General features: G+C 60.8%; 20 protein-coding genes. 9 read left to right on the forward strand and 11 right to left on the reverse strand.

Features of this window, described 5'->3' with window-relative positions; translation table 11 throughout:
* Positions 1-370 precede the first annotated feature (370 nt).
* A complete protein-coding gene (locus ACK3SC_RS15695) occupies positions 371-658 on the forward strand; it encodes a PadR family transcriptional regulator (RefSeq protein WP_416841136.1) in 288 nt (95 codons plus the stop codon).
* Between the two features lie 6 nt (positions 659-664).
* On the opposite strand, the gene ACK3SC_RS15700 is transcribed toward ACK3SC_RS15695, so the two are convergent.
* On the reverse strand, positions 665-1,933 hold the full coding sequence (locus ACK3SC_RS15700; protein ID WP_416841242.1) for an AI-2E family transporter: 1,269 nt from the start codon (positions 1,931-1,933) through the stop codon (positions 665-667).
* Positions 1,934-2,151: 218 nt separating this feature from the next.
* On the opposite strand from ACK3SC_RS15700, the gene ACK3SC_RS15705 reads away from it, so the two are divergent.
* Positions 2,152-3,504, forward strand: coding sequence for an aspartate aminotransferase family protein (locus ACK3SC_RS15705; protein WP_416841137.1), 1,353 nt, complete (start codon positions 2,152-2,154; stop codon positions 3,502-3,504).
* A 33-nt stretch (positions 3,505-3,537) separates the two neighbouring features.
* Here ACK3SC_RS15705 and ACK3SC_RS15710 read toward each other — a convergent pair whose 3' ends face one another.
* The 3 genes from ACK3SC_RS15710 to ACK3SC_RS15720 form a co-directional block, all read right to left on the reverse strand.
* Entirely contained in the window at positions 3,538-4,902 is a 1,365-nt protein-coding gene (locus ACK3SC_RS15710; RefSeq protein ID WP_416841138.1) for a transcriptional initiation protein Tat, read from the reverse strand.
* A 68-nt stretch (positions 4,903-4,970) separates the two neighbouring features.
* Positions 4,971-5,951, reverse strand: coding sequence for a flap endonuclease-1 (gene fen, locus ACK3SC_RS15715; RefSeq protein WP_416841139.1), 981 nt, complete (start codon positions 5,949-5,951; stop codon positions 4,971-4,973).
* Positions 5,952-6,033: 82 nt separating this feature from the next.
* Positions 6,034-6,636 (reverse strand): GNAT family N-acetyltransferase, encoded by a 603-nt coding sequence (locus tag ACK3SC_RS15720; RefSeq protein WP_416841140.1) that lies wholly within the window; start codon positions 6,634-6,636, stop codon positions 6,034-6,036.
* A gap of 58 nt (positions 6,637-6,694) precedes the next feature.
* Between ACK3SC_RS15720 and ACK3SC_RS15725 the strand changes: the two genes are divergently transcribed.
* Both ACK3SC_RS15725 and ACK3SC_RS15730 read left to right on the forward strand, forming a co-directional pair.
* On the forward strand, positions 6,695-7,276 hold the full coding sequence (locus ACK3SC_RS15725) for a class I SAM-dependent methyltransferase (RefSeq protein WP_416841141.1): 582 nt from the start codon (positions 6,695-6,697) through the stop codon (positions 7,274-7,276).
* Positions 7,277-7,297: 21 nt separating this feature from the next.
* A complete protein-coding gene (locus ACK3SC_RS15730; protein ID WP_416841142.1) occupies positions 7,298-7,714 on the forward strand; it encodes a DUF3054 domain-containing protein in 417 nt (138 codons plus the stop codon).
* A 47-nt stretch (positions 7,715-7,761) separates the two neighbouring features.
* Here ACK3SC_RS15730 and ACK3SC_RS15735 read toward each other — a convergent pair whose 3' ends face one another.
* On the reverse strand, positions 7,762-9,033 hold the full coding sequence (locus ACK3SC_RS15735; protein WP_416841243.1) for an MFS transporter: 1,272 nt from the start codon (positions 9,031-9,033) through the stop codon (positions 7,762-7,764).
* Between the two features lie 295 nt (positions 9,034-9,328).
* Here ACK3SC_RS15735 and ACK3SC_RS15740 point away from each other — a divergent pair, with 295 nt between their 5' ends.
* Positions 9,329-9,577, forward strand: coding sequence for a hypothetical protein (locus ACK3SC_RS15740; protein WP_416841143.1), 249 nt, complete (start codon positions 9,329-9,331; stop codon positions 9,575-9,577).
* A 67-nt stretch (positions 9,578-9,644) separates the two neighbouring features.
* A complete protein-coding gene (locus ACK3SC_RS15745; RefSeq protein WP_416841144.1) occupies positions 9,645-10,643 on the forward strand; it encodes an ornithine cyclodeaminase family protein in 999 nt (332 codons plus the stop codon).
* 60 nt (positions 10,644-10,703) lie between these two features.
* On the opposite strand, the gene ACK3SC_RS15750 is transcribed toward ACK3SC_RS15745, so the two are convergent.
* The 5 genes from ACK3SC_RS15750 to ACK3SC_RS15770 all read right to left on the reverse strand — a co-directional run bounded on the left by ACK3SC_RS15750 (position 10,704) and on the right by ACK3SC_RS15770 (position 14,666).
* Positions 10,704-11,246, reverse strand: coding sequence for a hypothetical protein (locus tag ACK3SC_RS15750; protein WP_416841145.1), 543 nt, complete (start codon positions 11,244-11,246; stop codon positions 10,704-10,706).
* Positions 11,247-11,505: 259 nt separating this feature from the next.
* On the reverse strand, positions 11,506-11,943 hold the full coding sequence (locus ACK3SC_RS15755) for a hypothetical protein (RefSeq protein WP_416841146.1): 438 nt from the start codon (positions 11,941-11,943) through the stop codon (positions 11,506-11,508).
* 130 nt (positions 11,944-12,073) lie between these two features.
* Positions 12,074-13,144 (reverse strand): mRNA surveillance protein pelota, encoded by a 1,071-nt coding sequence (locus ACK3SC_RS15760; RefSeq protein ID WP_416841147.1) that lies wholly within the window; start codon positions 13,142-13,144, stop codon positions 12,074-12,076.
* A gap of 45 nt (positions 13,145-13,189) precedes the next feature.
* Complete coding sequence (locus tag ACK3SC_RS15765) at positions 13,190-13,888, reverse strand: DUF4013 domain-containing protein (protein WP_416841148.1); 699 nt, start codon at positions 13,886-13,888, stop codon at positions 13,190-13,192.
* A gap of 67 nt (positions 13,889-13,955) precedes the next feature.
* The gene (locus ACK3SC_RS15770) at positions 13,956-14,666 is read right to left on the reverse strand and encodes a DUF4013 domain-containing protein (protein WP_416841149.1); all 711 of its coding nucleotides are present in this window, start codon (positions 14,664-14,666) and stop codon (positions 13,956-13,958) included.
* 304 nt (positions 14,667-14,970) lie between these two features.
* Here ACK3SC_RS15770 and ACK3SC_RS15775 point away from each other — a divergent pair, with 304 nt between their 5' ends.
* A complete protein-coding gene (locus tag ACK3SC_RS15775) occupies positions 14,971-15,810 on the forward strand; it encodes an alpha/beta fold hydrolase (RefSeq protein WP_416841150.1) in 840 nt (279 codons plus the stop codon).
* A 35-nt stretch (positions 15,811-15,845) separates the two neighbouring features.
* On the opposite strand, the gene rqcH is transcribed toward ACK3SC_RS15775, so the two are convergent.
* On the reverse strand, positions 15,846-17,948 hold the full coding sequence (rqcH, locus tag ACK3SC_RS15780) for a ribosome rescue protein RqcH (RefSeq protein WP_416841151.1): 2,103 nt from the start codon (positions 17,946-17,948) through the stop codon (positions 15,846-15,848).
* A 99-nt stretch (positions 17,949-18,047) separates the two neighbouring features.
* Here rqcH and ACK3SC_RS15785 point away from each other — a divergent pair, with 99 nt between their 5' ends.
* Together ACK3SC_RS15785 and ACK3SC_RS15790 are read left to right on the forward strand one after the other, a co-directional pair.
* On the forward strand, positions 18,048-19,397 hold the full coding sequence (locus tag ACK3SC_RS15785) for a hypothetical protein (RefSeq protein ID WP_416841152.1): 1,350 nt from the start codon (positions 18,048-18,050) through the stop codon (positions 19,395-19,397).
* A gap of 168 nt (positions 19,398-19,565) precedes the next feature.
* The gene (locus tag ACK3SC_RS15790) at positions 19,566-20,009 is read left to right on the forward strand and encodes a GNAT family N-acetyltransferase (RefSeq protein WP_416841153.1); all 444 of its coding nucleotides are present in this window, start codon (positions 19,566-19,568) and stop codon (positions 20,007-20,009) included.
* The last annotated feature ends 15 nt before the right edge of the window (positions 20,010-20,024 follow it).

Genomic DNA, 20,024 nt, shown 5'->3' on the forward strand with positions numbered 1-20,024 from the left:
AAGCGTCAGCGGGGACCAATTCAGGGCGGCATGCCGTGCCGGGGTTTTCCGGCACGGCTTGCTTTCCTTCTGTGTAACTCACCGACGAAGAGTCCCAACGCTCCGATTGTATCCATGACGCCCGATTCAGCACCGACGAGATGCATCTGACGCTGAGAAATCGTTGGACAACGCCGCATAGGGTGCCAGTAGTCATCCAATCGTGGACATATCCAGAAGTCGAAACTGAGACATCGGGAAGATTAGTAATCCGGAATACAGAAAGCATCGACTGATTTCCGGCGTCTAGAGGCCGTGGAAATCCTGAATTGCCGATTGATGCCGACATATTTATTTGAATCAGACAATAATATACGAGTCGAATTTACCGATGTACGACCTGACAGGATTCCAGCGAGACCTTCTGTACGTAATTGCGGGACTCGAAGAACCCCACGGCCTCGCTATCAAAGAGGAACTCGAAGCATACTACGAAAAAGAGATTCACCACGGCCGTCTGTACCCCAACCTCGATACGCTCGTCGAGAAAGGACTCGTCGACAAGGGACAACGAGACCGGCGAACGAACTACTACACGCTCACCCGTCGTGGCCGTCGCGAAATCAAAGCACGGGACGAGTGGGAAGCCGAATATATCACCGAAGAGTTCGACGCGTAACGTCGGTCAGCCGTCGATACCGGCGTCGGAAGGTGAGCGGGAGTCTCGACTCACCCGGCCCTCGCCGCTTCCAGAACGCTGGTCGGTGATATCGAGGTCGTCCGACGATTCTTGCGTTTCATCCTGCTGACTGCCGTCTCCCGCCGAATCGACGGTGAGGCTGTCCACTTCAGGCGGTGTCTCGTCGACCAGATACGCGGGGTCTACCATATACGGCCGAATCGGTTTGCCTGCCAGTAGTTCTGGAAGGACGAGGCGAGCGAAGTTCACGAGCAACACGAGAATCATCGGCATGAGGAAGATGCCGTACCAGCCGAAGAGGAGTGGACCGAACGTGTAGGCGATCATCACGGCACCGACGTGGAGGCTCCGGCCAGAGACGTACGGTCTGAGCACGAGGTCTGGAATCGTGTCCACGACGACGAACGAGACGGCAGCAAAGAGGACGACGAACCACAATCCGGGTGGATTCACGACGAATGCCTGTGCGCCCATGTAAACCGCGACAGGGATGTACACGAGTTTCATCCCGACGACGGGGATGAGACTCGCGATGCCAGCGAGCATGCCGACGAGTGCTGGTGCGGGAATGTGGACGCCGGGAGGTGCAGTGACGTTCAACAGTGAGTACGCGATGACGCCGATGGTTCCAGTGAGTATCGCGTTGAGGATGTTTCCGAAGAAGATGTTGTTGAAGTCCCGGTCGACGGCACGGAGATACGCCTCGAGGATACCCTGGTCGTCTGCGAATACCGACCGGCCCCACCGACTGAGTTTGTGCCCGTCGCGAAGGAGATAGAACGCGAAGGCGACCATGATGAACAGGTGGACTGCACCGATGCCGAGGAAGGCGACGGTGTCGGCAGCGACAGAGAGTGAATCGAACACCGACCCGGCGGCACTGGGAGTCAAAAGCGACTGGAAGTCGTACTCCAAGAGCGCCTGCGGAGTCGCGATATTCTCGACGATCGTGGGGTCGATACCGTACGCCGCGAGGTCGATGTCGGTGTCGCCGGCAGAGAGTTGATTGGCGTATTTGACGAACTCACGGAGTGCAATCGTCGCGGCGTACACCATGAGTCCGAGAACGGGGAGGGCGAGGGCGAACATCGCCACTGTCGCCGCGAGACTCGGCGGTCGGACCCGCCGACGAATACGTCGATAGATCGGACGCGTCGCGTAGTAGATGAACAGACCGAAGACGAACGTCCCGATAAACGAGTAGACGACGTAGATGAACGCACCCGCGAGGGCCGCGGCGATGGCCCACCACATTGCGCGGGAGCGTCCAATGTCACGAAACGTCATAGCGTAAGTCGAACAGGGAAGGGCCAAAAGCCTATCGCGGGTTCGACAAGTTGCGAGACACGCGCCACGCAGCCCCATCGAGCGCGATATGGCCGTCCCAAAAACGATAGACGAAGTGCAGACCAGTCCACGAATTTTGGATTATTAACGAATATCTTAACATATGGGTGTCCGTAGCGGCCCGCATGGACCGAGAGACGGTGGTTCCCCACGTCGATTCGATGCCCGGCAGACGGGCGAAAGAGTGGGCATCGTACCACCAGGAGCACGCAGCACCGAGTACGTACGTCTACGACTTCGTCTGGGACATCACTGAAGACGCAGAAGGCCCCTTCTGTACCGACGTCGATGGCAACGTCCTCCTCGACTTTACGAGTCACGTCGCCGCCGCACCGCTCGGCTACAACAACCCGAAGCTCCTCGACCGGATGGCGGAGTTCGACATGGTCGACCCGACCAAGATTGCGGGCCAGGATTTCTACGTGAGCGATGGGTCGTCGCCGGGTGAAGAGCAGTTCCCCGGACCTGCTGCCCTCATGGACAAACTGACTGACCTGACGAGTCACTACGGGATGGACACCGTGTTCCTCTCGAACTCGGGTGCAGAGGCCGTCGAAAACGCCATCAAAATCTGTTACGACAACTCCGATGGCGGGAAGTACGGCATCACCTTCGAAGGTGCGTTCCACGGCCGGACGCTCGGTGCACTCTCACTCAATCGGTCGAAGTCTGTCTACCGCCACAACTTCCCCGAGATATCCGGAATCATGGACGTGCCCTTCTGTGACGACCGGTCGTGTTCTCCCGAGACGTGTTCGTGTGGGTTCTTCTCCGACCCGAACTCGGCCGCCTCGAAACTCCGGCAGAAACTCCACCCCAAGAAAGGCCACGTCGACGCCTCGGACGTCGCATACGTCATCGTCGAACCGATTCAGGGCGAGGGTGGCTACCGATTCCCCTCTGACGCGTTCGCCGACGAACTCGCATCTGTCGTCGACGACTACGACCTGACGCTCATCGCCGACGAAATTCAGTCGGGCGTCGGTCGAACCGGCGAGATGTGGGGCGCAGACCACTATCCGATGGAACCGGACGTCATCACCGGCGCGAAAGGACTCCGCGTCGGCGCGACCATCTCGAACTCGGATATCTTCCCCACGAAGACGAGTCGCCTCTCGTCGACGTGGGGTGCCGGCGACATCATCGCGTCGATGCAGGGAGTGTTCACCCTCGAAGCAATCGAGGACTACAACCTCCTCGACAACGCCGTCGCCCGCGGCCGACAGTTCAAAGAGACGATGCGAGACGCTGCACCCGAGACAGTCGTGGACGTGCGCGGAAAGGGCCTCCTCCTCGGCGTCGAGTTCGACACCCAGGAACGACGCAATGCTGTCCTCGAAGCGGCGCTCAAACGTGGTCTCCTCACACTCGCCTGCGGCTACAAGGTTCTCCGCATTCTGCCGCCACTGGACGTGACCGAACGCGAGATCGACATCGGCGCGACCATGCTCCTCGACGCCATCGAGGACGTGTCGTAAGCCGACGAACCCACGCTATTCGGTACCCTCAATCTATCCGCCGGTTACGACCTTGAGCTGCGAGTCGAGGACGGTTCCGAGGTTCCGCATCATTCCCGCTCCGAGAAGGTAGTACACCGACGCTTCGACACGCTCGCGCCACGCTGGCAGGTCGTTGTCGAACCGACCCGAGAGCCCCACGTCGCCACCGCGGATGCGACTCGCCGCCTCGCTCGCGACGACGCCTGCGAAGTTCGAATCGTACTCGTTTCGCGTCGCCCGGTACTCACGCATCGCCTGTCGCTTCGCCCGGAACGACCGACCGGAGTCGTAGTCGGTGTCGCCGGGGTCCACGTCGAGTTCGTCGAGGACGAACTCGTGGGCCTGCCGAGCGAGCAGCGCGTGGCCAGTTACGACGAACTGTTTCACGGGCAGTCCACGCAGGAGCGGGCTATCCACGAATCGAAAGTCGTTGTCGAAACAGAGGATGTACAACTCCCAGCGGGCGGCTCCGTACGGCGTCTGCTGGTCGAGTTCGAGTTCGTCTTCGAATTTCGTCCGCATCTCGTCGCGCGTCGGGTACTGCTCGATTTGCGTCCGGAACTGGTCGATAGCACCCGTGAGCACCTCTCGATACGAAGTGGCGTCGTCGCCGAGGGTCTCCCGGTACTGGTCACGGTGGTATTGTGCGGTCTGTATCCGCTGTTCTGCCTGTAACTGCGACCCCCACTCGCTGGCGAAGTTGCGCGATGAGTAGCCGTCTTCGGGGCCGTTGTTGTTGTCCGAGTCGCCCCAACTGGTGCTGATGCGTGCAGACGAGAGCTGCCGCTCGATGGAATAGAGAAACGCGAGGTCACGACCCGGGTCGGAGACGCGGTACTCGGCGATGGACGAGAGCACCGCTTCGATTCGCTGATTCAGTTCGCGCCCGCGTTCGACGAGGAACTCAGGGTCGTCTTCGCCGAGTGCAACCGTCGCGTAGCCGACAGTCTCACCAGCGTACTGGAGTCCGGTGGTCGCATGCTGGAGTCGGTCGCGAGCGTTCCGCTCGTCTTTCGCAGATTCGAGATGGCCACCCGCAGGTGACCCGCGAAGGTGAAAGCGCATATGCTCGTCTACCGAGTCGAGGTCGACCTGCGAGCGGAGTTCTGTCGCTCGCTCGACGGTCTCTTCGAGTCGCTGTACCGCCTCGTCAGCGCGTTCGTCGCTCACTGGCGGTCGCCAGACGTAGTTACTCGACGGGTCTGGATACATCGTCGTCACTGTGTCGGTCACCGGGTCGGGAAGCCATTCGGGAGCGAACCAGCCGATGCCGGCGAGTACGCCACCACCGCCGAGAAGGCCGAGAAGTTGGCGGCGAGAGAGCGTCGACTGATTGCTTTCGTCAGGGGAGGGAGGACGTTGCTCGTCGGGGGACATACGACGAACCTCGAAACAGACTCGTGTAAATGTGTTGGCTCGCCGTTATGTCTGGATTATCGCCCGAATTACGTCCAGCGGTCCAATCCTGTCTGCGTAAGCGATTCTTCGATGCGTTCGAATCCTCGTTTGACTTCGTCGGCATCGACTTCCCACGTCTCGGTGACGTACTCGCGGGCGGCGGCCACGTCCGGGTCGATGTCGGTGTCGTAGTCGTAGTCGTCGGTGACTGGTGGGTCGAGGAAGAATTCGCGCACCCTGTCGGCATTCGGAATCGTCTCGCCGCGTGCTTCGAGGACGGCCCACAGGTCGCCGTGTTTCTTGACTTCCTTGACGGCCGTCTTCGGGCCGACACCCGTGATTCCCTCGTTGAAGTCGGTGCCACAGAGCATAGCGATGTCCACGAGTTGTTCGTAGGAGATATCGTGTTTTTCGAGCGTTCCGTCGAGGTCCATCAGTTCAGGGTTTCCTTTGCTCGTGAGTTGCCGGAGTGTGTAGGGTGCGCCGAACAGGAGGGTGTCGTAATCTTCGCTGCCGACGTAGTCGGCGTCACCCTTCCGAGCCATGTAGGACGCCTGTGCTTCGCCCTCGGCGGGCGCTTCGACGACTGGCACGTCGAGGAGGCTGAGCAGTTCCCTGCTCGTGTCCTGTATCGTCTGGGTGAGTCGCTGGGTTCGGGCTTCCATGCGAGCGGCCTCGACGGCGTCGCCTGCCTCACGAGCTTCTTCGAGGCGTTCTTCGGCCTTCTCACGTTGCTCGCGGCGCTTGGCTACTTCGTCGTCTTTCATCTCCGTGACGCCGCCGTCGAACACGAACACGGGCGTCAGGTCGTGTTCGAAGAATTTGGGCAGGCCCTGGACGATACCGACGAGGTTGGCGACTTCTTCGCCGTCGCTCGTCGTGTACTTCTCCGAACTCGTCCACTTGACCGTCGTCGTGAGATACCGATACAGCCAGTTGTGCGCGTCCACGGCGACGACGCTCCCGCCCACCTCGTCGAACGAGATGTCAGAGAGTGCCGCGAGCGTCCGCAAGTCTGCATTTCCCATTTGCCGGACGTTCGAGGGGCGAGGGTTTCAATGGTCCGAGTGGTAGTCGCCAAATTCGCATCCACTACCGAGTGCCGGATAGTCAGGAGGATGTCGGAGGGTCAGCATCCTCACGTGCCGCGAGGAACGAGCGTTGTCCCTCGTCGAGTTCGCGGGCGCGATAGCGGTCCAATCCCGACTGGTAGGTCTCACGCGACGCCGACGCGGGTGTGTCTGCAGGCCGTTCCAACACCAGTTCGGCCATCCCCGTCTCGCGTCCCGTAAAGCCGAACCCGGCTTTGTGACACGCCTCGTACGCGAACGGGTTGTTCGTGGCGATACGAACTGTCTCGTAGCCTCGCGTCGCGGCGGCGTCGGCGGTCTTGCGGAGCAGTTCAGGGCCGAGTCCCTCGCCTCGTCTGTCGCGTCTGACGGTGACGTATCGAATCCACAGCGTCGTCGAGTCCGTTCGGTCTTCGTTGAACGCGACGGCGGCGACGACGTCGTCCGCCAGCGGTGGGAGCGAGCTGGGACCGCCGGTCGGCGGTGGCCGTTCGTCGTCGAGGGGCTGGAGTTCGTCCTCGTCGTCTCGAAGCACTGCTTTTCCCGTCTGTGCCGTGACGAACTTTCCGGCGTACGCGAACCGCCGGTAATCGAGTCGGAGTCTCGGGCCGTCGTCCGGCCATCCGAGTACGACGAAGTCCATGAGAGACCAAGTGGTCCGTCGCGCAAGAACCTTGCCCGGCGAGCACGTCGGTTGTGGCATGCACGGCATCGGCGACGTTCGGTTCTTCGACCGGTTCGCACCCATCTACGACCTCGTGATGCCTGCTGCCGAGGCGTCGACACTCAATGCGGCACTCGAACGTGCCGACGTTCCCGTCGAACGTGTCGTCGATATCGGCGGCGGGTCTGGCCGGGCGACACTCGCACTCGACGTGCCCGAGCGAATCGTCCTCGACGTGTCTGCGGGGATGCTCCGACGGGCGCGTGCACGGGGTCTCGATTGTGTCCGCGGCGACGCGCGTTCGCTCCCGTTCGGAGCCGAGTCGGTGGACGCAGTGACCGTCGTCGATGCCTTCCACCACATGCCGAACCAGCAGTCAGTGGCCGAGGAAGTCTATCGCATCCTCGAACCGGGAGGAGTCTTCGCAATCAGCGAGTTCGACCCGGAAACGATGCTTGGACGTGGACTCGTCCTCGCCGAGCGCGTCGTCGGATTCGGGTCGTCGTTCGCGACACCGCAGGAACTCGTCCAGCGACTCGATCGCGTCGGATTCGACGCGACGGTCGTCGAGACGGGGTTCGAGTACACGGTGGTCGGCAAAAAGCGGGAGAGCCATTAGGGGGGCCACGTATTCACGTATATGGCAACTTCGACGTCCTTCCTGGAGGAGCGACTCGATGCCGGGGCGTTGCCGCTCGCCGTGGGCGACATCCTCGTCATCTTTCTCCTCGTGACCGTCGGCGTGGTTCAGCACAATGGCGTGTCGTACCTCTCGACCGACCCGGCGGGATGGGTACTCACCGCAGTTCCGTTCATCATCGCGTGGGCACTCGTCTCTCCACTCCTCGGAGCGTACTCCCCTGGTGCGGCAGAGTCGGCGAAGTCGGCAGTCCCACTGGGCATTCGGTCGTGGCTCGTCGCCGCGATTCTCGGTGCCGTGATTCGCTGGACGCCCCTGTTCGACGGTGGTGCGGACCCCATCTTCATCGGCGTGATGCTCGTCCTCGGGTCGATTGCACTGGGCGTGTGGCGAACCGTGTACTTCCGTCTCGTCTAACTCCGTCTCGTCTACCGAAAAATCGAGCGTTGGTCGCTCCTGCCGTCTCAGGCAGGCGTTGGCCGTTTTCGTAACAACGTTACCCCGAGGAGCGCCGCCACCGTCGCGAGTCCGGCGAGAACCACGAAGAGCGTCGTCGGCGTCGAGACGGCGAGAATGAACCCTGCGAGTGCGCCACCGAGCGCGCCGATACCGAAGACGCCGAGGTAGGTAAAGCCGTACGAGAGGCCACGCAAGCCGGCGGGCGTGTACTCGGCAACAGTCGCTTGATAGAACGGTTGGACCATGAAGAGGAAAAAGCCCAACAGGGCACACATCGCGAGCAGGGGGACGACACCGAGACTCGCGACGGGGAAGAACGCGAGTGCGACAACTGTGAGTGCGGTGAACCCGATGACGAGGCCGCGCTCGGTTCTCATTCTGTCGGTGAGTTTGCCGCCGACGTACTGCCCGAACACGCCAATCGTGAGGAGACCGGCGTAGACGTACAGTTCCACGTCGAGCGTCGGTGTCGCTCCGGCTGTCCCAGAGAGTATCGAAGCGGGAACGAACGCCGAGATTGGAATCGGTTCGATGCCGAGGACAGACCCGATGAGGTCTGGGAGGAACGTCGTGACGCCACGGTAGTAGAGACCCGAGAACATCACGAGCGTGAAGACGAGCGCGAATCCGCTGGCGAAGAGGAGTTTCGACTGCGAGACGAACTCACTGAACGAGGAGACGCCGGTCTGTGCTTTATCAGCGCCGCCACCGTCGGCAGAGGCGACTGCCGCTTGCGCTTCGAAGTCGGCACGAGTCGCGAGAACCGCTGCGAGAATCGCTGGAATAGCGAGGAACCCAGCGACGAGATGCCAGTCGAAAAAGAGCAACAGTAGCGCCGTCACGAAGGGGCCGAAGCCGATGCCGATGTTCCCTGCGATACCGTGATAGGCGAACCCTGTCCCTCGTTCTTCGACACCCGTGCTGATGAGGCTGAGCCCAGCAGGGTGGTAGACACTGGCTGCAGCACCCCAGACGAGAAGGGCGAACGCGACGACGACGAGGTTCGGTGCCGCCGCGAGCAAGAGGAACGACCCAGCCATGCCAGCGAGACAGCCGACGATGAGGCGTTTCGACCCGAGGCGGTCGACGAGCACACCACCGGGGAGCGCACCGAGGCCGAACAACGCAAATCCGAGGCCAGTCATCACACCCAGCGACGCAGTCGTGACTGGTATCGCCGTCAGTCCGAGTTCGATGGTTGCGTACTCTCGCAACCAGATAGCGACGAAGATGGGGATGGACAGTTCGTAGGTGTGGACCATCCCGTGAGCGGTCATCACTAACGTGACTATTTCGCGGTCGTTACGGTTCACGTGCGCTGCCACGACTTCGATAGGGATAATCGTGTGGAGTCCCGGCAGATGTTCCCCAGAAAGCAGCACTCTGATTGTGCAAAACGAACAAGACTGAATTTTTCGCAATCGTGATGTTCACGATTTTTATTATAAGTCCTCGCAGTCTTGCGATTTTGTTTCCATAAGTTATGAGGATGTTTTTGGAAAGCAATGGCGACAATATCAGTCATCTATGGGAAAGAACTATACCAGTTACACTCGTCTAATAATACATATTATGACCGGATATTACGACTACATTCTTGGGCTCATTCCGCTCGCACTCATCGGCATCACAGCATCACTCGTCATCGCTGGATTGCAGTTGACCACAGCAGTTCCGATGGCCGCGGGCGTCTCGGCGCTCCTCACCGGACACGCACTCTTCGTGAATGCTCCATCGTCACCGACGCCGCTTGCCCGACAACCCGACCAATCCGGTCCTGCTGACGCATCACCTGCACCGTCCGTTCTCGACGCAGACTAACTCCAGACGCTGCCCCAGCCACCCGATGGCCCGCAGGGTTTTGACCGCAGGTCTCGTCTCGTAAAACATGACAGAGACATTGTTCCTCACGAGCGACGACGTGAGCGGTCTTGCGACACCCGCTGAATACGTCGACGCGGTCAGAGAAGGCTATCGACAGGTCGGAGACGGTGCCCCGGCCAAACCGCGGACGAAACTGCTGAATCGAGACCCACCGGGGATGTTTACCACCTACGCAGCGGTGCTTCCCGAGACCGGGGCCATGGGTGGGTACATGTACTCCGCCGGGTTCGGTGCGACCGACGCGTGGTTTATGACGCCGCTTTTCGACGCCGAGTCGGGCGAACCACTCGCACTGCTCGACGGCGCGAGTATGAACCCGTTCAAGACCGGTGCCGCGGGCGGTGTCGCCGTCGATGTGTTGGCCCGTGACGACGCCTCGTCGGTCGCACTCATCGGAAGTGGCGCACAGGCACGGGGCCAACTCCGGGCGATCGACGCGGTCCGTGACCTCGACTCGGTCTGGGTCTACTCCCCGACGAAGGAGAGTCGCGAGCAGTTCGCTGGCGAGATGGACCGCCATCTCGACGCCAGTGTCGCCGCAGTGGCTTCCAGTGCTGCCGCCGTCGAAGGTGCCGACATCGTCGTCACGGCGACCACTGCCTCTGACCCCGTGTTCGACGGCGACCTGCTCGAACCGGGGACGCACGTCACTGCCATGGGGCAGTATCACCCCCAAAAGCGGGAACTCGACACGACGACCATCGAGCGTGCGAAATACGTCCCAGACCTGCGCGAACGCGCGACGATGGACGCTGGGTCGTTCCTCGCTGCCGTCGAGGCCGGCGTCGTCGACGAAGACCACATCTACGCCGAACTGGGTGACATCGTCGCCGAAACCGTCCCCGGTCGAGAAGACGACCACGAGATAACCGTCTTCGACAGCGGCGGAACCGGTATCGAGACGGTCGCTTCCGCATACATGTTGTACGAGAAAGCCCGCGACGAGGGCCTCGGGACGACGATAGAGTTCTCGCCTGCGAGTGAAGCACTAACTGGGGAGTAACCAAAGCCCGAGAGTTTCGTGAATCCACAAAAATCGCCCAACGTGGGCGTCAGTTTCGTTTCAGAACGTGTTCGGCCACGGCCGGGGGAAGTCTTCCGGTAGTTCGGTGTTCCCGGGTGCGTCCGCGACACGCTCCGGGACGATGGGGCACAGGACCACGACGCCGAGTTTCGAAATCGTGACTAGCCCAGCGTCAGCCGCCTTTCGGATATCTTCCACGTCGTCGAAGAGCGCCTCCGGGTAGTGTTTCGAGACGTACGGGGAGTTGACGATGGCGGCCGTATCGTCGGTGCTGACGAGGTTGGCGTTCCAGTGAGGCGAATAGCCTGCTTCGCCGGGGATGAACTCCACGACTTGCGCCTGATACTTCCGGTCACCACCGATGAGGTAGATGTCGTTCTCACCGCGTTCTGTCACCCCTTCTTCCACCCCATGGGCGACATAGTAGATTTCTTCTTCTTCGTACCATCCGTTCGCGACGGGGACTCCCGCTGCCGCGGTTCCAGTCGCACCGACGCCGAGGGCCAGTCCCCCAACGACCAGTCCAGACGTGCGCAGGAACCGACGACGCGTCGGTCCATCGTTCTGTGTAGTGTTGGTCATTGTCGTTCACCAATCCACTCGACGAGTCGAGAGAGGACGTCCCAGCCCACCCATCGAGTGGTTGGATAAACAACGAATTATATGATAGGTCTTTTTCAATATCTCGGAACAGTCTGTCCTGAATCTGTTCCAAATCTGGGTTTAATTAGGCTACCTCTGCGTATTCGAGGCGATTTCTACTGTAGTCTCTCGGTTCGTACACAGTATCAAAATTTTCTCACGTTCTAGACGTTCACCGAAACGGGTAGGTACCGCGGTGTCACAGCGTCACTCGTGCAGCCCGCTCGACGGTGTCGACGACGACCGGAAGGAGGGCCAACGCGGCGGCACCGACGACTGCAGGGACGACGATTCCCACCCACATCGACCCCACGTGGACCTGTGCCATCGCGCCGAGCAGCGAAGCCCCACCGACGACGAGACTGTAGTACGCAGACCGAACGGGGAGGGACGGAAGGTGTCCGGGGCGGGGCCACGTTCCCGTCGAGACGTACTCCCCGCGGTACGTTCCGACCGCCGCGGCACTCGCTACGAGCGCTGCGAGACCGGACAACGAGACTGCTTCTGGTGGCGTCGCTGCCAGGAGCAACCAGAGTGTCGGAATCACGAGCACCGACACCTCCCACCCGGCGAAGAAAACCTGGTCGAGCCATCGGTCGACTCGTTTGATGGCCTTCGTGAACGTACCCAATTCCACACTAGACTGTCGGTGTCAGCCATCTAAACGGTTACTTCGAAAAGAGTGAGCGTCAGCGGAATCGAGAGAATGAGGGCGCTTCCTACAATCGGTCGCCGAGAGCGCTTCCTGCAGGTGGGGCTTAGAGCGCCTATTGCAGTCTGTACCGAAGCACTGCGGCGATGCCGCCGAGGTTCTTTAACTGTTCGCCGGGTTGGAACTCGGCGGAGAAGACGGTCACTTCACCGCCTTTCTGTTCGACAGAGTCGATGATGTCGTTGACGTCGATATCCCAGTCGCCTTCTCCTTGCCGTTCTGCACGGAGTCGAGAGTCGAGAATCAAGAGATGTTCGATAGCGCCGTAATCGGCCGCTTCTGCGACCTGTTGGACACCGTAGGCTGCTTTCGCACCGGTCGAGATGTTCTCCATCAACTCGTCGATGAGGTTCGCTTCTTCGGCGATACGTGTCTGTTTCTGCACGTCGTCGACGGCCCCGCGTTTGAGAACTTCGTGAACGCCCCGGTCACCGACGCCGGCAGTGTCGACGGTTGTGACGATAAGTTCGGCCACGTCGGCGTAGTTCTCTTCGAGATAGTCCATCGCGTCGTTCTTCGTAAAGCCCGGCCCAGCGAGGATGATTGCGTCCACGTCGAGGTGCGAGAGCGCAGCCCCGAGTTCGTCGAACAGTTCGGACCGCGGGCGGGCGTACTCGCCTTTTCCAGTCGGTTTCGTCAGCGACGCGTACTCTTCGGTGCCGTACTGCGCGACGGTGTGGATGTAGGCTGCGCCTTCTTCGACCGTCGCGATAGCGACGTCGGGGTTCTCAGCAGCCTGTTCGGCCGTCTCGATGCGGTCGATTTGGTCGGCTTTGAAGTGCTTCTCGATGGTTATCTCGGCGCGCTCTTCGACGTTGAGCGTGTGGTGGTGGCCGAGTTGGTCCTCACGAGAACAGGAGACGATGACACCGCCGACGCGGAGACGGTTGGCGAAGCGTGCGAACTCGATATCCTCGACTTCGATGGTCACGTGGAGGTGTTCGCGCTCACCGCCGGTGTCTCGCATCTGGTCGTCGTCGCGTTGGATTCGACGCGTGGTGTCACCGGAGACGAGGTCACCCGGTTCGAGGACGTACGAGAGGTGCCAGAGGTCGTCGACGTTCTCGGGGACGAGCGTGATTCGCTCGCGCCCTTCTTCGCCCCGACCGCGGCTAGAGATGCGCATATACGTCCGGTCGTCGCGGAACGGAAAAGAGTCCTGCTATCGCGGTTAGACGGCTGACTTCTTCGCGAGGCCATCTGTATAGCCTCTCGCCCAGAGATAGTAGGTCGTCACCTGCACGTAGAACAGGATGAAGACGCCGACGAGGATAATCGAGAGGAAACTGCCAATCGTTCCGAGCACCGCGGAGACGACGATTGCGAGGAGCCACGCGATGGCGTACTCGGACGTGAACGCGCCGCTGAATATCGTTCGAACGTCGAATCCGGCGCTGAACCGGCCTTCGAGTGCGAAGTTCGCCCCTGCCGCAGGGACGAAGTACGCGACGAGGAGCGAGAGGCCGAACACGAGCAATCCGCCGACAGCAGTGAGGAGCAACAGTCCGATGTTCAGTCCGGGGTCGGGTTGTGCTGGGACTGCACCGGGTTGCGTGGTCACTTGCGTGACCGAGAACGTTCCAACCGCAAAGAGCACAGCGAAGATGGTCGTCGGAATGATGGCGACGAGCGACCAGACGAGCGTCACGGCGAAGAGTTTCAGCCCATCGACCAACAGGCCACCCCAGTCGGTGAACGACGGTGCTGCGTCCTCGCCTTCGGCGGCCGTCCGCATCGCCCGGACGAAGTAGCCTTGGAGGATAAACAGGGGGACGATGAGAAAGAACAGGAGCGCGAGAACCCCACCGATGACGGTGGTCGCGACCCAGTCGTCGCTTCGCTTGACAAACTGTAGTGCATCAGAGAGCATCGTACCAAATAATCGCACTGCTACTGGCTTAGATATTCCGTCGAAAATGTAGTTTTCTGCTGATAGTTCAGACGGCGGGTTGCTGTCCGGGCATCTCGTCTTCGTCCATCATCTCGATGTCGTGGAGTTCGCCCCACGTCTTGCCGATGATGTAGTAGGCGGCGACGGCGGCGTAGAACGTCACGAACGCGCCGACGACGAAGCCGAGTATCGGGACGACGTTCAGGAGGCCGGTGATGATCGAGGCCGCGAACAGGACGACGAAGGCCATGAGCCACGCCGTCGCGTACTTACCCGACGTGAGGATGGGACGGAGCGTGCTGAACTCGAACGCCGCACCCATGCGGTCGGTCTCTGCGTAGTTGGCGAGTGCCGCCGGGATGAGGTACGCAGCGATGAGGCTGAGGACGAACGCGGCCAGAAGGCCGAGGAGCGTCACGATACCACCGAGGGCACCTGCGGCGTCAGAGCCACCACCGGCGACGATGCCGATGAGACCCGCAAAGCCGAACACCAGTGCGACGATTGCGGGGATGAGGATGTACACGAACGCGATTGCGAAGCCTTTCAGCCCGTCTACGAGCATGTCGCCCCATTCGTCGAATTCCGGGGGTTCTTCGTCGCCACGCATCGTGGCCCGGACGACCCGGAGCAGATAGCCGATGACGATGAACGACGGGATGATGAGGATGCTCAACAGGCCGAGTACGCCTCCGATGAGGACTGTCTTGACCCAGTCTTCTCCATTACGGAGGTAATTGATTGATTCTGAAATCATTGAAATTCACCGAGCGCCTCCACCCGACCACGGGACGTCGTGACCCATCGGTCACGATAGGGTTATTCACGTGCGCTCAGAGATACATTACGGTGAGCGAGTATATAATATTGAGCCAAACACCCACGTATAATGGAGTATTAACTCTTGAACGTCCGGATTTTCGATTCACTCCGGCGAGATAGCACATCTCAACAGAACACCATGTTTCGTCCGATGAAAGACGAATATCGGGGGAGTCTGTGTTCCGGGTCCTGTCACTCTGCGGCACGTTCATCTCCGTCGTAGTCGTATCTAGTGGGGTATGCCGACCGTCCAGACCAACGAAATCGAGACGTACTACGTCGAACGCGGTGAGGGCCCTCCGATTATATTCGTCCACGCCGCACTCGTCGACCACTCGATGTGGACCCCCCAGATGGACGCACTCTCCGACGAGTACACGACGATTGCCTACGACCTCCGGGGACACGGTCGAACGGGTGGGTCTGCGGTCGAATCGTACTCCGCCGAGTTGTTTGCTGACGACCTCGACGCGTTCATCACGGCACTCGATATCGACCGACCGGTCGTCTGCGGTCACTCACTAGGCGGGACAGTCGCGCAGGTGTACGCTGCTCGGTACCCAGACAGAATCGCTGGTCTCGTACTGGCGGATACGTTCACCGCAGAGACCACCGACTGGCGCGACAGGCTTAGCCTCCGGTTCCTGAACGCGCAGATTCCGCTCGTCCGACTGTTCGGTCTCGAACGTACCCAACGTGTCGGCGTCTGGATTCAAGAGCGCTTCAACAAGGATGCAGGTGGCGAGTACGGGACGATAGAACGACTGCAAGCGGAGATGCCGCCGATTCCATTCGACGAATTCGAGAAAATCGTTCGTGCCATCACCGGGTTTCCGAAGTCGACTGTCGACCTCGGGTCCATCTCCGCACCGACACTGGTCATGTACGGTGAGAACACGGTCGGATACGTCGAGCGACAATCGAAGAAGATGGCGGCAGAGATTCCAGATTCGTCGCTCACGGTCGTTCCGGGTGGTGGTCACGCGAGCAACCTCGACAATCCGCGGTTCTACTCGGATGCCATCGACGAGTTCCTCAGCGACCGTGTCTACAGTGACGTGGTTGGAACGGCCGCGTAAGAGAGAAACCTGACTGCCGTCCAGTCTGTTCGAATCTATCGTTCGACGATGTCGCTTCCGCCCGGCGGGAGGAACTCCTGAATCTGGTCGGGAGACGCGATTTTTCTGACGAACGATTTGTCTTCGAATCGCTCGCGGAGTTGTCGGTAGCAGAGTTTCGCGGCGTCGTTTTGCGCGTACTGGCCGGGTGTGAGCGTGAGCATCGTCTCTGCGCGTGTCTCGATTGCGGACGGCGGGCCACCGATGACGCGCGTCTCACCTTCACACTGGATGCCGACGGCGACTTTCGCAGGGATGTCCTCGAAGTATCGCCGGTCACCACGGATGACGAAACTCCCCTTTTCGAGATACTCACCCGACTCGGGCGTCTTCGACACCTGTGACGGTTCGACCATGTAGGCATCGTCGGCGAAGCGGCCCTCTTTCCAGATCGAGGAGTACGAGACGGCGAACTGGGCGGCCTCACGGAGCGTCTCTTCGGAGAAGTCGACTTCCTGTGCAGGTTCGCTCGGCCCGGTTGCCTTCAGGAGCGTCACCGGCCCCCCGTGGGCCTGCGTGTGGAAGAAGCGGTCGTGTTTACTCATGTACTTCTTCACCAACTCTTCGTTCTGGTCGGCGTTGCGGCCGCCGACCACGAGGTAGCCATCCGACGTGTGGAACCAGCGGAAGCGCTCGTACCACTGTTCCGAGGATTTGACTGGAACAGACTTCAACGAGAGCCAATCCGTCTCTTCGGGTTCCTCGTCGTCGTCTTCCGAATCGTCGTCGTCGGCCGACCACTCGTCACGACGGCGTTTGGCCGCTTCCAGTTCTTCACGCGTGTCTTCGATGGCCGCGAGTGCACCCTCTTTCTTCTCTTCGATGCGCTTTGCTTCGGTGTACAGTCGGTTCGCGTTCTTTTCGACGCCCATCGACACGTCGACGGTGACAGTGGTGTCGTCGAGCGCGATGGTGACTGTCCCGTTCGCGCCGTCGACGTTCGTGACCGCCTCGGCGGCAGGAATGCCCTGCTCGGCACCGTCTTCGAGTGTCACAGCGATATCGTCCCACGGGACGCCGTTTTCTCGTGCCCCGCGAACGGTCGAGAGCACGTCGTCCACCAGGTCGTAGTTCGCGTAGAGGAGTTCTGCGCGCTGTCGCTCCTCGTTCGCTTGCTCCTCGAAGCCTTCGATAGCCTGTTCTTGCTGGTCGATGATGCGCTGTTGTTTGGCGATTTGTTCTTCGAAATCCGGCCGGTTCGAGGTTGCGTCCTGCTCGTCCGCGGTCAATTCGAGGCGGAAGAAGTACTCGTCGAGCGCTTCGTTGAACGTGTCGTAGGCCTCTTCGTCGAAGCCTTCGTTTTGGTGTTCTTCGAGCGGGAACGGCGTCACGTCCACGACTGTCTCGTCGTCGTCGAGGTAGATTCGTGGGTCGAACTCGCCGGACCGAACGAGGTGACGGAGTTCGACGATGGCGTCGTAGATGTCGTCGTAGTCGTCGCTCGTCGCGTCGGCGATGTCGAGCGTCTTCTCGACGCCGGCGCGAGTACAGATCTCTTCGGCGTAGAGCCCACCGAGGTTGAGTTGCGTCGCGATGGTCCGAACCACGTCGGTGTCGGACTGGTCCATGTGGCGGCCCAGCGCGTCACGACTGATGGTCAGCGGGTCGAGTCGAGAGGAGGGATACTCGTACTGCGACCCGGGTGCGACGGTCCGCGACTTGAGCCGAACCGTCTCTAAACTGCGGACGACTTCGCCGTTCTCGTCGAGGATAGCGATGTTCCCCTGTCCGAAGAGTTCGACGACGATTTTCGTGTTCTCGTCGCCGCGTTCGAACGTGAACGTGAGGATGCGGTCGAACTCGTACTGCTCGACGCCGGCGAAGTCGGCCCCGCTGAGTCGATTACGGAGCATCATCGCGAAGTTCGGCGGCCGACCGGGTGCGTCCGGCACGTGTTCCTGTGCGGCGAGGTGTGCCCGCTTTATGTCGCCGACTTCCAAGAGGAGTTCGAGACGGCCACGGTCGAAGTCCCGCATCTTGAGGCGAAGCAGGTCGTCGCCGTAGAGGTACGCCTTGTCCACCTTCGCTCCCTCGTACCGGTTCAACTCGGTGACGAGGGCCGCGAGGTCGACGCTCGTGAGTTCCCGCTTCGGGTCCATGGACTCGCTTTTTCGCGGCGAGGGAAAAGGGGTGTCGTTTCGGCAGGTCGGTTCGAGGGGGAGAAGACACTTGTCACTGAGAAGTGATGGCGCGAATAGATGAGACACCGCGCCCTCCTCGTGTTCCTCCTCGTCTTCGCCATCGTGTTTCCAGCGGTGATGGCGCCGACAACGGCCAGTTCGCCACCAGAGTCAGTCTGCGGAGTCTGTAGCGACCCGTTCGAGAGTGCAGCACGAGATGCCGGAATCGACCTCTCTATCGAATCCAGCCATCTCCACGTCTCGGTCGGTGACGACGGAACGGGTCACTGGACCGCCCTCGTCACCGTCGACGAACAGTCTGCTGTAACCTTCCACGAGAATCCCGACCAACTCGAGCGGACGGTTCGACAGACGCTCGAGAGCCATCGCGTGTTCGTCGACGACCCACAGAACCTCGACAGTCGAATCGACGACCGAACCGTCATCGTCACCTTCGACGTTCCGGAGATGACGACACAGGCCTACGGCGACGTACTGCTCATCGACTACTTCAACGCCGACGGCAACACGCGGTCCGTCTACGTCGACGCCGACGAATTCTCTATCCAGGGTCCCGACGGGACCGTGCTCGTCAACGACCCGCCGAGACTGCATACTGGCTTCGAGAAGGCAGTGACGTGGGTCGGCGGACCGGAAGACAACCTGTACATCGACGACGAGACGTACCTCGCGTTCGCCCCGGACCACAGCATCTCGACGCAGATTGCTGCTGATGTGAGTATCGCCGCCGACTCATCGTCGTACCTGATTCCGGACCTCCTCGGTGCCGCGTTGCTTCCCACGCTCCTGATGGGACTCGGCGTCCTCGCCATCCAGTACGGGACGAAGCGGTTCGACGGCGGCGAAACCGACCCAACGTCGCTCGGTGTCGTCGTCGCCGGGCTCGGGCTCGTGTGGATGGTCGTTCTCGTCGCACTGGGGATGTTCTCCGGCGGCATGAGTGCGATTGCGTGGACACTCGGTGTCCAGTTCCTCGCACTCGGTGTCGTCGCTGCACGTCGTCCGAGCGTGCTGACGTTCTGGCGTGTCGTCGCTGCGGCGGTCTTCCCACCCGTGGCAGTGGCCTCGGGCGTCTCGCTCGTCACGAACACGTCCCAGCTGTGGGCCATTCCGAGTGCACTCTCGCTCGGTGCGACCGTCGCACTCTTCTTGCCGTTCGGGTACGCTGCCCGAAACGGAATCGAGTCTCGAGCGTTTGCAGTAGCCATCCTCGCCGCACCCGTCGTCTTCACGATTCCGACGCTCCCCATCGGCGGGTTCGGGCCGGCGTTCATGTTGATGTTACTCGTCGGATGGACACTCCTCACGCTCGCGGTGGGGGCGCTCGTCTACCGCCTTGGGTGGGCACTCGGCGGGAGAGTGGGTGACTACCGACCACCCGATTCGGCCACCGAGACGGCCACGTAACGACCCACGAACCCGAGAACGAACCCGACGACGAGATGCTGACCGGTCGGTGCGTCGTCGCGTCCGACAAAAGCCCAGTCGAACGGTTTCATGCAATCAGTTTAACTAATTGCTACGTAAACGTTCGTCTCCGCAACCGTCAGGTAGTCGCCCGCAGAATCACCGTACATGACCGAGACAGCAGTCCGGGTCGCCACCACCGACGCGGAACGCGAGGACGCGTTTGCAGTCCGAAAGGCGGTGTTCGTAGACGAACAGGGTGTCGACGAGGAACTCGAGTGGGACGAGTACGACGAACCCGACGCGGACGCCGTTCACTTCGTCGGCTATCGAAACGACGAGGCAATCGGTGCCGCGCGACTCCGTGAGTACGAACCCGGCGTTGGGAAAGTCGAACGCGTCGCAGTCCTCGAGTCAGCTCGTGGCGAGGGGTGGGGCAAGCGACTGATGGACGCGCTGGAAGCAGAAGCAGAACGCCGCGGATTCGAGCGACTCCTCCTCCACGGTCAGACCTCTGCTGAAGGGTTCTACCACGGACTCGACTACGAGACGACGAGTGACGTGTTCGACGAAGCGGGAATTCCGCACGTCACGATGGAAAAGTCGCTGTAAGAGACAGCGAGAAAC

It is taken from the genome of Haloferax sp. DFSO52 (assembly GCF_048158745.1).
GTDB lineage: Archaea > Halobacteriota > Halobacteria > Halobacteriales > Haloferacaceae > Haloferax.